The organism is Terriglobales bacterium, assembly GCA_035624455.1.
In the GTDB taxonomy this organism is placed as follows: Bacteria; Acidobacteriota; Terriglobia; order Terriglobales; family Acidobacteriaceae; genus DASPRM01.
The window spans coordinates 1-11493 of sequence record DASPRM010000159.1; the positions used below are offsets into that span (position 1 = coordinate 1).

The 11493-nt window shown below is 57.1% G+C and carries 7 protein-coding genes; 4 read left to right on the forward strand and 3 right to left on the reverse strand.

Annotation, left to right across the window (positions count from 1 at the left end; all coding sequences use genetic code 11):
* Window positions 1-1052: hypothetical protein (locus VEG30_18575; GenBank protein ID HXZ81941.1), on the reverse strand; the 1052-nt coding region annotated here is incomplete at its 3' end.
* A 1-nt stretch (window position 1053) separates the two neighbouring features.
* Window positions 1054-1866 carry a cytochrome c3 family protein gene (locus tag VEG30_18580; protein ID HXZ81942.1) on the reverse strand — a complete coding sequence of 271 codons (813 nt, stop codon included), beginning with the start codon at window positions 1864-1866 and terminating at the stop codon, window positions 1054-1056.
* Between the two features lie 547 nt (window positions 1867-2413).
* Between VEG30_18580 and VEG30_18585 the strand changes: the two genes are divergently transcribed.
* Genes VEG30_18585 through VEG30_18595 form a run of 3 tightly spaced genes read left to right on the forward strand, consistent with a single transcriptional unit; the run spans window position 2414 to window position 6445 of the window.
* Entirely contained in the window at window positions 2414-3880 is a 1467-nt protein-coding gene (locus VEG30_18585; GenBank protein ID HXZ81943.1) for a cytochrome c biogenesis protein ResB, read from the forward strand.
* Window positions 3881-3897: 17 nt separating this feature from the next.
* Window positions 3898-5298 carry a cytochrome c biogenesis protein CcsA gene (gene ccsA, locus VEG30_18590; GenBank protein HXZ81944.1) on the forward strand — a complete coding sequence of 467 codons (1401 nt, stop codon included), beginning with the start codon at window positions 3898-3900 and terminating at the stop codon, window positions 5296-5298.
* A 37-nt stretch (window positions 5299-5335) separates the two neighbouring features.
* Entirely contained in the window at window positions 5336-6445 is a 1110-nt protein-coding gene (locus VEG30_18595) for an ATP-binding protein (protein ID HXZ81945.1), read from the forward strand.
* A 168-nt stretch (window positions 6446-6613) separates the two neighbouring features.
* Here the strand turns inward: VEG30_18595 and VEG30_18600 are convergent, their stop codons facing one another.
* Window positions 6614-9889 (reverse strand): TonB-dependent receptor, encoded by a 3276-nt coding sequence (locus VEG30_18600; protein HXZ81946.1) that lies wholly within the window; start codon window positions 9887-9889, stop codon window positions 6614-6616.
* A gap of 691 nt (window positions 9890-10580) precedes the next feature.
* Here VEG30_18600 and VEG30_18605 point away from each other — a divergent pair.
* Window positions 10581-11420 carry a hypothetical protein gene (locus VEG30_18605; protein ID HXZ81947.1) on the forward strand — a complete coding sequence of 280 codons (840 nt, stop codon included), beginning with the start codon at window positions 10581-10583 and terminating at the stop codon, window positions 11418-11420.
* The last annotated feature ends 73 nt before the right edge of the window (window positions 11421-11493 follow it).

The window sequence follows — 11493 nt, forward strand, 5'->3', positions numbered from 1 at the left end:
ACGCGTCCGTTGAGCTGATCGCCCACGTACACGCGGTTGTTCTTGTCGATGTAGAGTCCATTGGGCAGCTGAAATTGTCCCGGTCCAATACCCGGGCTGCCCACAAACATGCGGACATGCCCGGCAGGATCGAAAATCTGAAAATTGTTGAACGCTGCATCCGCTACCCAGATATTGCCTTCGCTGTCGAAAGCAATTCCTTTGGGCCTGACAAAATTGCCCGGCGACATCGCCTGCTGGCCAAAGCGGCGCACGAATTTGAAATTGGCGTCAAATATGCGCACCGAGCAGCTTCCGGTGTCGGTAATTGCGAAGCTGCCATCGTTGCGGTTTACCGCGACGCCTACGGGATACTGAAACTCATCGTCTTTCTTGGATCCGAACTTCCCCACCTTGCGAATGAGCGCTAGCGTCTCCGGGTCGTAGACGAACACCGCCTGCGCCCGGGTATCGGCGATGTACAGCCGGTGCCGCTGCTCATCCAGCGCCATGTATGCGGGAGTCTGCATGCCTTCGTCCGAGCCAAAGTTGGCAACCATCCTCATCTGCGGGTTGAACTTCATGACCAGGTGAAGCTGGGAGTCGGAGATGAAGACGTTGTCCTTCTCGTCAATGACGATGCCCACCGGGCTGCGGAAGTACACGCCGTTATCGCCGTTGATGCGGAGCAGCAGCTTCTTCTCGCGATCGATGACGTAAAGCACGGCGCGGCCGACGGAGACGATGTACACGCGGCCCCTGGAATCGGTGGCGATGCCGGCGGGCTTGCCGAAGTCCTCGGCAACATTCTTCTCGGGGACGCCGGCCAGTTTGTCTGCCCAGGTGCGCTTGCGGATGGGTTCGACCTGCAGGTTGTTGTCCCACTCTTCGATGAAACGGACGCGCGGCTTGTCGGGCGGCATGGGCCATACCAGGGTGGCGGGATCGATCTTGGGCGCCGGGTCCGGCTTCTTGCCGGCGAAGGCGGGTTGCGAAACAGAGCCCAGCCCCAGACAGAGGAGGAGCGCTAGAGCAGCGATGAAGATCGCGAAATTGCCTCGTTGGCTGGGCATCTTACTGTCCATCTCCCCGGCTTTTTGGCGTTGGTTTGCCGGCATCGGGATTCTTCTTCTTCAGTTCTTCCATGCGCTTGGCATCGATAACTTTTCCCTCGGCCAGCGCCTGCTCTTCTTTGGCCGTGTCCACGACCAGGTGACACTGGGTGCAGATGTCGCGTCCTTCCTTGTCCAGTTCGGGGAGCAGCTTGGCTTGGGTCGAGGTGTGAGTGGCGTGGCAGCTGGTGCAGGTCAACTTCTCCGTCGGCTTCATCGGGTTGGGCACGCCCAGCGTGGGGTGCTTATCGATGGGGTGGCCGGACCTGAGATCGAAACTCAGGTAAAGCTTGGGAATCTGCTGGAAGTCGTCGCGGCTCATCTCCTGCGACTTGAAGATGGCAACCTTCTCCGGGACGTCTTTGCGCGAACTGTGGCACTCCAGGCAGAAGCTGGCGTTCAGATCGGCGCGCAACTGCTTGGCATAATCGCTGACGTGCGGATCATGACAGGTGAGGCATTGCCCCTTGTCGTAGGGACCATGCTGCGTGTCGCTCTCCTTGGCGGTCTTGGCGTGGCAGGTGAAGCAGAGCTGATCCTTGGGCTGGTTGAGGTTGACGGTGGTGACGTCTTTCTCCGTCTTGACCTCGTGACAGGCGGTGCAGCCCATGGAGATGGCGGTGTGAACATTCTTGCCCTTGCTTTTGTCCTCGTGGCACTCCAGGCACTTGGCGGCGTCCACGTTGGCTTCGAGAGGCACAGGATGCTCGCCCGGCCAGGCGCGGATGGAGAAGGCGAGCAGCAGGAGAACCGGGATGAATTTCGGCCGCTTCATTATGAATGAGTCCAGCAGGGTGTAGTGCACGCGCCATGCCGATGAGCTGTGATCTGTCGATAAGCATGGAAATGGCTGAGCCGGAGCGAGTTGAGTGCGAGAGGATGGGTTGGAAAGGGGCGCGGCTGAAGCCGCAGATTGGGCCTTCTGCCGCAGAAAGAAAGGTGAAATCGCGCAGCCAGTAAGGGCTTTCAAAGACTGCGATATCCGCCGGGTTTTGCTTACGCGTGGCACGTTGCTTGTCGCTGGAAGAAGGCACCGCGGGCCCGCCTTCCCGCGTGGGAATCTCTAATGACACTCAATGTCCGATAACTGCGGGCCGAGGGGTTATGACCTGGCGCACGCACCCAGGTGATCCTCCTCACAATTGTTGAATCTTTCAGCCGGACTTCACGACTGCGTGGTAACCATCAGAGTAATGCGTGATATGGCCCAAGTGAGGCGCGTGCAGGCTGAGTGCGTATCGCGTAAGGCTTTGATCTGGCAGGATCAATTGCCAGGAACTCTCTGGTACGGCGCTTGCACTAAGTGCCGGAGGGGGAAGCGCATGGCCTTCTCAACCTATGTGCAGCGGGTGTATCGGATCTTCGCTTCAGTCAAAACTGGAATCATTCTGCTGATCGTGCTCGGGATCGTGGCGGCCACCGGCACCTTCATTCTGCAGAGGCCGATCACCGACCCGCAGCAGATCGAACGCACTTACTCCCCGCAAACGCTTTATTGGCTGGACAAGCTCGGGCTGACGGATGTTTTTCATGCCTGGTGGTTCCTGGCGCTGATGACGCTTCTGGCCATCACGATCGTCTGCGCTTCGATCGACCGCTGGCCGCAGGCATGGAAGCGATTCGCGCACTGCTATCGCTATCCCGAGCCGCATTTTCGCGCGGTGTTGCCGCTGCAGCAGAAGATTCCCATTCACAATGCCGATTTTGCCCTCGATGTGGCGGCCCGCGCCTTTCGTCAAGCGGGACTGAAGCCGCAACAGGTAGTCACCGAGAAGCAGCGGTCCCTGTACGCGGAGAAGAACCGTTTGTCAGTTTTCGGGGTGTATATCGTGCATGCCAGCCTGCTGCTGATCCTGGCGGGCGGAATCGTGGATGGACTGGTGGGATACAAGAGTTTTGTCGCGCTGGAAAAAGGACAGAGCACAAATGTGCTGCAGTTGCGCGACGGCAGCAGGAAGGCGATTCCCTTCAGCTTGCGCTGTGACGGCGCCGGGCAAGAAAACTATCCCGACGGCTCGCCTCGCAAATGGTGGTCGAAGCTGGTGGTGCTGGAGGACGGCAAGGAAATCGAGCGCAAAGAAATCGTAGTGAATGATCCGCTGGTTTATCGCGGCATCCGCTTCTATCAGGCCAGCTATGGCAGCACTGGGCAATTGGAACGGCTGGTGCTGAAGGCGTGGCCTAAGTCCGCTGTCAGCGAGAAACAGCAAATTACATTGGCCAAAAATGAAAGCGTGGCTCTGGATGCGAAGACCTCGGTACGGATGCTGAACTTCGTGCCTGATTTCGTGATCCGCGAAGGCGAGATCTACACGCGCTCGGAGCAGCCACGAAATCCCGCCATTGAGTTGGAAGTAACTTCGAAGAATTTGCCTCAGCCTGCGAAGGTGTGGCTTTTCCCTGAAGTGGCGAATGCTCCCCACTCGGAAGAATCGCCGTACGAGTTCAGCGTGGTTGATTTCGAGATGGGAGTCTTCACCGGGCTCCAGGTTTCCTACGAGCCCGGGCAATGGATGGTCTGGGCGGGTTGCCTGCTGATGGCGCTTGGGCTGGGCTCGGCGTTCTACGCTGTCCATCGCCGCTTCTGGGCGGTGGCAGTGAGAGCGAATGATGCCGCCGCCGGCAACGGACTCGTGCTCTGGCTGGGCACGCAGGCCGATAAGAATCGCGAGCATTACGCGGAAGAACTCGAGCGGATTGCGAACGCCATTCGCCACGATCTTGCAGCTAGGGAGAAGGACTCGAAAGTTCCGGAGAACAAAAAGGAGCACTCGCTGGCCGCAGTCTAGGCCGGAGGGGAGGAACTATGGCGCGCGCAAGGGTGGAACAGCATCCGGGAACCACCGGCAACACGCTGCTGGTGGCGGTGGGACTGGGCATCCTGTTTCTGCTGTTCATGGCGTTTCTGAACGTGGTGAAGAGCGGGACGCTGTTTAACGAGAGCAACCTGCTCTACGTAGCGCTGATCCTATATGCGGGCGCTGCCGCGCTGTATATCGGGTTTGGCGTAACCGGAGTCCTTAAGTACGTAAAGTATGCCTCCCGCGTCACTATCGCCGGATTTGTGGCTAATACCCTGGCTGTGGGTCATCGCTGGTACGTTGCCGGTCACCCGCCGTTTGCCAACATATACGAAATGCTGCTCAGCTTTACCTGGACCATCGTTGCGCTCACGCTGATTGCCGAACGCAAGTATGGAGTCAAGGTGATCGGCACAGTGACCATGCCACTGGCTGTAACTGCCGTTGCCCTGATGCAACTGTTGCCGTCAGACGTGCGGCCACTGGTACCGGCATTGCAGTCCACCTGGTTGCACGTGCATGTCACGCTGGCCATGTTGGCCTACGCTGCATGCGCCCTGAGTTTTGCCCTGTCGATGATGTTTCTGATCCAGGACAAGATGAAGACCGAGACCTTCATGGCTGCCACTTCCGCCTTCACCACTTTGATTTACATCGGAATCCTGACTCGCTTCGAAAAATGGGGCGGCTTGAGCGTGGCGGCCTACGACCTGCAGAACAGAGAAGAAATCATGATCTCGCGCGGGGTGCGCCTGATGGTGACGATCCCGGATCTTGGCTGGCTTTTCGTGCTGGTGTTGCTGGCGGTAGCTGCGCCGCTCGTGTTTTACATCTGGGCGCGGGTCAGCGGCGATGAGAGCAAGTACCTGATCGGCAATCGTGCGGTGTTTATTGGCATTGTGCTACAGACTCTGGCGCTGGGCGCCTTCGCTTATCGCTCAAACAACGGCTTCTACGCATCGCCCGATGCCGAAGGTCTTTTCCAGACCAGTCTGAAAGCAAGCCCGTTCATTCTGTCAGGCCTGATCGGGGGAATCTTCGCCTCCCTGCTCTACCTGATGCTGTTCTGGCGGCGCAGCGATCTGGAACAACTGCTGCCCAGCGCCGAAGTGCTTGACCGCATCACTTATAAGACCATTGCCATCGCATTTCCGCTGCTTACCTTGATGATCGCTGCCGGCGCCTACTGGGCTAACCGCACCTGGGGATCGTATTGGAGTTGGGATCCAAAAGAGACGTGGGCGGCGATTACCTGGCTCGTATATGCCGGCTATCTGCACATGAGAATTACGCGCGGCTGGCGTGGGCGGCGGGCAGCTTATTTCTCGATCCTTGGCTTCGCGGTGGTGATGTTTACTTTCTTTGGAGTGACCTATCTGCTCCCGGGATTACATGCCTACGCTTGAGATAGAAACGCGGTCGCTTGCCGGTCGTGAGGTCCTCATGGATCCGCCTTCCCCACAAACCGTAGCGCCGGTCGAGGAACCGAAGTCACGGGTCCGCGTGAACTGGCAGTTGAAAACGCTGCTTCCAGTGATTGCCGTGCTGCTCAACGGCATCCTGTTGTTTATCCTGGCTAGTGTTTCGATCGAGCGGGGTGAGCGCAGAGTCTTGCTGCTGGTAGCAGCCGGTGGCGGAATCGCCATTGTAGCCGTGCTGCTGGTTACGCTGGAGTTCGTGATAAGGCGTCCGGTGAGTGAACTGCAGGAGAAAATTCAACAGGTACGCGATGGCGACTTGTCGGCCGAGGTCAGCTTCGCGCGGCGCAGGGACGATATCGGGGACCTCGGACGCAACTTCAACGCCATGGTCGCGCGCCTGAGTGAGAGCCTGGCGGAGATCGAGCGGCTGCACAATACGCAGATGTCGCGAGCCGAACATTTGGCGACTATGGGAGAACTTGCCGCAGGACTGGCGCACGAGATCCGCAATCCTCTGGCCGGTCTGGCCGGTGTAATGGATATCGTGCGCCGCGATTTGCCATCTTCGAGTCCTGCGCGTGAAGTACTGAAAGACGCGCGCGATGAAGTTACCCGCATCAATCGCACTTTGAATGATCTGCTGGAAACCGCTCGACCCAAGACGCCCAACGTGCAACTGGCGGATCTGAATGCCACGGTGGAGCACGCGGTGATCTTTGCGCGCCAGAATGCCCTCTCCAAGCCTATCGAAATCGAGCTGGAAAAAACCTCGCGACGCATGCTGGTGGAGCATGACACGGGCCGGATTCACCAGGTTCTGCTCAACCTGATGCTGAATGCAATCCAGTCCATCGAAAATGGCCCCGGGGCGGTAAAAATCGTGGTTGCAGAGAAGAGTGGAATGGCCACAGTGAGCATCCAGGACACCGGCCGCGGAATTTCCCCGGAGAACCTGCCGAACATCTTCCGTCCATTCTTCACTACCAAAGGCCACGGCACCGGACTGGGATTGCCGCTGGCCAAGCGTACTGTGGAGGACCATGGTGGACGCATACTGGTGGAGAGCGAAATGGATCGCGGCAGCACCTTCACTGTTATGCTGCCGCTGCGGCAAGGCAATCCGCAAGCATAGGCCACAGAACCTCCACATCGCGAGTGGTATGCGGCCCTTTGCGACATGGCCGCCACCCTTCGCCAAAAGACGAGGGAAGGGCAGGGTAATCCCTCTTCCAGTTTTTCTTCGCTTTGACTGCAAGAAAAGAGCGGCGGCCTTGGCCGCCGCTTCGGTTGAGATGCCAGGTTAGAACCTGACGCGAACGCCTAACTGCACCTGGCGAGGTGAATAGGCGAAGTTGCTGTTGGCGTTGGTGAGAGAGCCAAACACAGCGCTGCAAGGATTGGCGGAACCGCAATATGTCATGGTGCCACCGCCGGCTACCGAGCCACCCAGTAAGTAGCCGGTTGTGGCGAGGCCGGTATAGTTGACGTGATTGAAGAGGTTAAAGCCTTCTCCCGAGAACTCGACGCTGTAGCGCTCCTGGAAAGTGAACGTCTTGGAGAGCTTCAGATCCATGACGGCGGTATTGGGTCCGCGGAAGGTGTTGCGGCCGACAGCAGGAATGAAGTTAAAGCCGCTGAAATTGCCCTGGGCAGAAGTATATCCGCTGCCTGTGCCGCTGCCGGTCAGGCCGCCCTGCGCTGTGCCCGAGGGGCTGCCACTGGCTTGAAGGGAGAAGGGCAACCCATTCTGCCATTGAAAAATCGGAGCGATCTGCCAGCCATTGACAAGGTAACCCATGGCTCCGTCCTTGTGCCACGGCGACTGGCCGACAGCTTGGAACACAAAGCGGAGTGGAATATCGTACTGCGATCTTCCGTACGATGACTTGATGGTCCCATCAGTTGGGTACAGGAAGTCGTTGACATCGGTGAAGGTCTGCTGATTCTGGGCGTAATCAAGAGCGCGCGCCCAAGTCACGTTGCTGGCGAACTGGACGTAGCGGCTCATCCGGTGTTCAAGCTGGAAGATCAGGGCATTGTAGTTGGAGTTCACGCCACTGAAGATATCGGTTACCGCCCCATAGTTTGCGTTCAAGCGGCTGGTGTACACCGGCAGAGTGAGGGTGCCGGAGAGCGGCCCTTCATGGTTCGCGTCAATGATTTTGTAGGTGATATTAGCAGTAGGCGCGGCGAGGTTGGTGTCGAGGAAACTGGGAAGATGCCGGCCGAAGCTGCCCAGGTAAGACAGCGACACCACCGTGTTCCATCCCAGTTCGTGCTGCAAGGAAAGATCTACCTGATTAATCTGCGGCAGCTGGAAGTTGGAATCGAAATAGGTCGCGCTCGGCTTGACTCCGGGGCAGGAGGGGGCGGCCGCAAGGATCTGCGGGAACTTCGGCAGGCAGGGAGCACTGGCAGCGCTGCTGGTGCTGAGGTTAAAGGTCAGTTGCCCGGCGGGGACACCCGTCGAGATTAGCCCGTTGTAGATAGTGGAGTTGATCACCCGGCCGAAGTAGATGCCATAACCGCCGCGCAGAGAGGTCTTGGCGTCTCCCCACACGTCCCAGGCAAATCCGACGCGCGGACCGAAATTGTTCTTATCGCTTGGGAACTTTCCGGTTTGCGGAAAGTCGGGATTTATGAGGTTGCCAGAGGGATCGGGCAACTTCTCGTACTCATAGCGCAAACCCAGGGACAGAGTGAGACGCGGAAGCAGCTTCCAATCGTCCTGGGCAAAGAAGGCTATGTCGTTGGTGGAGAAACTGAAACCCAGCGGTCCAAACGCCTGCTGATAGCTGGTGTAACAAGGCGAGGTGTGAGCCGTGCCGCAGGAGTTGGGTTTGAACAGGTCGGAGAGGTAGTTCACGATCGTGGAGTAGCTAAAGCTGCCGAACTGAAAACGGAGATTCTGAGTATCGTCGTGAACGTGGCTGTAATCGCCGCCGAACTTGAAGAGATGTTTGCCGTGGACCCAGGACACGGTATCGGCCACCTGGTGACGATACTCGTCAGGGTACTTGGGGCGGGTCAGGAAAGTGGGAACGCCCATATCAAAGCCATTGGTGATAAACACGTCGGGAGGAAGACCCAGGGGATTGGTGTAGCCGGGGAAATTCGGTGAGGTAACGAAATTGGCCAGCTCGAATGGCGTCGGCGCCTGCGGGTTCTCGAACTCAAAATCCCGGCCGTATTGATAGCGCAGCTGGTTGGCCACATTGGGCGTAAACGTGCTGTCCAGGCGAGCCACTCCCCAGGTGGTCTTCACGTAGTCGTTGCCAAAACTGGCGATGCCGAAAGTGTTGGTGGCCTGTGTCTGGATGCCTGCCGGCGAAGACCAGCGCATGCGGTTGGCTTCCAGGGAGAGGCGGTGGTTGTTGGTAATCTGCCAGTCTAACTTGGGAAACCATATGAACTGCTCACCTTCGCGGGGCACGGCGCCGTTCTCGCTGAGCAGGCCAGTCAGCCCGGTGTTGTAACAGGCGGAAGCCGAGCCGCCGCAGGTGGACACCGAAGTACCCAAGTTCGCTGCCAGTGTGGCGAGGGTCGCAGCCGAAGGAGTTGTGTAAAACCTGGTGGGTGAAGTCGCCACGGAGACGCCCGGGAAATTGCGCTTGTACCAGTCGAAGGCAAGGAAGAAAAACAGCTTGTCTTTCTTGATGGGACCGCCAACGGCAAAGCCAGACATCTTGCGCCAATCTGTCGGCTTATATGGGTTGGTAGTAAAGACGCCGGGAGCGGTCTGGACGGTAAGAACGGTAAATGGATTGGTGGCGCCCCAATCGTTATCGCGATCGTAGAAATACATTTCGCCGTGGAGGCTGTTGGTTCCGCTCTTGGTGACGGTGTTGACCACGCCTCCCGCGGAGCGGCCATATTCCGCGGAGTAGTTGGAAGTGTTGACCTGAAACTCCTGGACCGCGGCCTTGGCACTTGAATAGCCGGCGCGGGTACGGCCGCGCTCTTCCGAGAAGAAGGCCTGGTTATTGTCGGCGCCATCGATGGTGTTGTTGTTGAGCAGCACGCTCATTCCGCGAAAGCTGACCAGGCCGAATCCATCACCGTTATTCACCACGGTAGGTGTAAGCAGAACGAAGTTGGACCAGCGGCCGCCGTTAATCGGAAGATTGCTGATGGCGACATCGTTCAGAACCGAAGCATAATCAGCCGAGGTCGTATTGATCTGGGGCGCTTCCGCGCTTACGGCAACAGTCTCGGCAGCGCTGCCGACGCCAAGCTTTGGCGATATGTCAGTCACCGTGCCTACGTTCACGATTACCTGCTCGAGTTTGTAGGGTGCGAAGCCGGTGGCGTTGACGGTAACCGTGTAGACAGAGGGGGCAAGGTTACCAACGCGGAAGTTGCCGGAAGGGTCAGTCTTGGTGGTCTGCTCAGCGTTTGTAGCGTTGTTGCGTACCACTACGGAGGCATCCGACACGACGGCGCCAGTGGTATCTGACACGGTACCGCTGATCGCGCCCTCAGTGGTGGTTTGAGCGAAAGCCGTCAGGAAATGAAAAGTCAGGACAGAAATGAGACATAACCAAAACAGAGGTGCGCGGCGCCGGGAGCGATTCATAGGCCTCTCCTGAAAGAATTTGCCGACCTGGAAGCTATCCTTCTTGTAACCGCCTCGGAATATTTGTGCCGAGTCTCGGCAGGTCCTCCCCCAACTCGAATCCCGATCCTGAGCAGATGCTCTGTCGGCAGTCGAGAGGATCGAAGCTTTCTACCTGTGCAAGAGCGAAGGCGGCTCCTGGAAGCGAAACGTAGTAGCTTAGAGCATCACATGTTCAACATGCCATTAGAAAGATCGTGAAAAATAGTTGGGGCGTCTACGAGGTCCGAAACGGTCCCGGTCAAGAAGAAGGCTTTCCCCCCTGAAAGACGAATGACATGGCTGAAAGCAAAAACGGCTCAATAGCGCTATCGATATTGAGCCAATTTTAGGAGGCTAGCACCGTGATGTGCTAGTAAAGTTTGCGAATTATGACATACCTCCAGCCCGTTGCAGCCCGTAATTTGGAACCAATGTGGAGGTACTTTTAGCCGGAAGACATTATTCCCAGCTGAATCTCGAGAAGACGGCTACGAGGGTATACGCGTGCCATCAAGGTGATTCGAGGGTCCCGTGGTGCGGAATAGTTGTGCTTTTGACCCCGATCCTCAGCTGGACCTTTATCCTCTAAAACACAACAACTTGCGTCCTCCGGATTTTGATAGATTTTCCGCACACAGATATCGCCGGTTTGTGTCGGTTGGAGGTCGACTTGCCGAGGCCGCTAGAACTTACAGATTTCCGCGCTGTTCGTATCGTGCTCGAACCTACGGACTTCGCCGTAGATTACGACATGCCAGAAGAACCGCCATCGGATGTTATCGAAAAAACCACTTGGAACAGCCTCATGATACTTCCCGATGATGTTGCGATTCGTACTTCTGACCACCATGGCGGCGAATTGAGAATGCTTCATGACCTCTGGAGCGCCTTAGTTGAGGCCAGTGGTGGAAAAAAGGACGGGCTATTTGAAGTTCTGCTCGACGGAGCGGACGATTTTCACGGAGCGACTTTCAATGCCCTCTGTGGCTTCTATCGATTGTCGTTCGTGTCGCTCCGAAGCGTAGTTGAGCTGATTACGATAGGGACATTCGCCCAGATTTCTGGGAGACTTGCGGAATTCAAGAAATGGCGGAATGGGCACTTGATAATTCCATTCGATGCAGCGTGCGCTGCAATCAATGGCTCTCGTCGATTAAGTGTAATCAAAGACTATTTGTATTCGGAGCTCGCAGATAGCCTATTCGATTCAAAACGTGGACCTCAGGAATCAGGATGGGCTAGACGGCTATATTCGACCTTGAGCAACTATTCGCATGCTCGACCCGGGTATGCTGATTCAGATATTCGGCAAAGCAACGGTCCAATTTACGTTCCCGGTGCGTTCGTTCAAGCTGTGAAAATGCATTTGGAAGTGGCAGCCTTTACATTCATCATGATCAAACTGGCTCGCCAAGAGTTTGTGTTGCCAGACGGCGGGAGAGCGATCTTCCAACCAGGTCACCCGGCGATTCCGGAAATCGCCCGTGCATGCTGGAGAAAACTGGCCTGAATATGCTGCTTGGGAGCTTAGCTACATCGTACCGCCTGACTGAAGTGGGATACAGACTTGAGAACCGTAAAGC

Coding starts and splice junctions, on each gene's coding strand:
- VEG30_18580 (HXZ81942.1), bottom strand. CDS start 1,866: ATGAAGCGGCCGAAATTCATCCCGGTTCTCCTGCTGCTCGCCTTCTCC.
- VEG30_18585 (HXZ81943.1), top strand. CDS start 2,414: ATGGCCTTCTCAACCTATGTGCAGCGGGTGTATCGGATCTTCGCTTCA.
- ccsA (HXZ81944.1), top strand. CDS start 3,898: ATGGCGCGCGCAAGGGTGGAACAGCATCCGGGAACCACCGGCAACACG.
- VEG30_18595 (HXZ81945.1), top strand. CDS start 5,336: ATGGATCCGCCTTCCCCACAAACCGTAGCGCCGGTCGAGGAACCGAAG.
- VEG30_18600 (HXZ81946.1), bottom strand. CDS start 9,889: ATGAATCGCTCCCGGCGCCGCGCACCTCTGTTTTGGTTATGTCTCATT.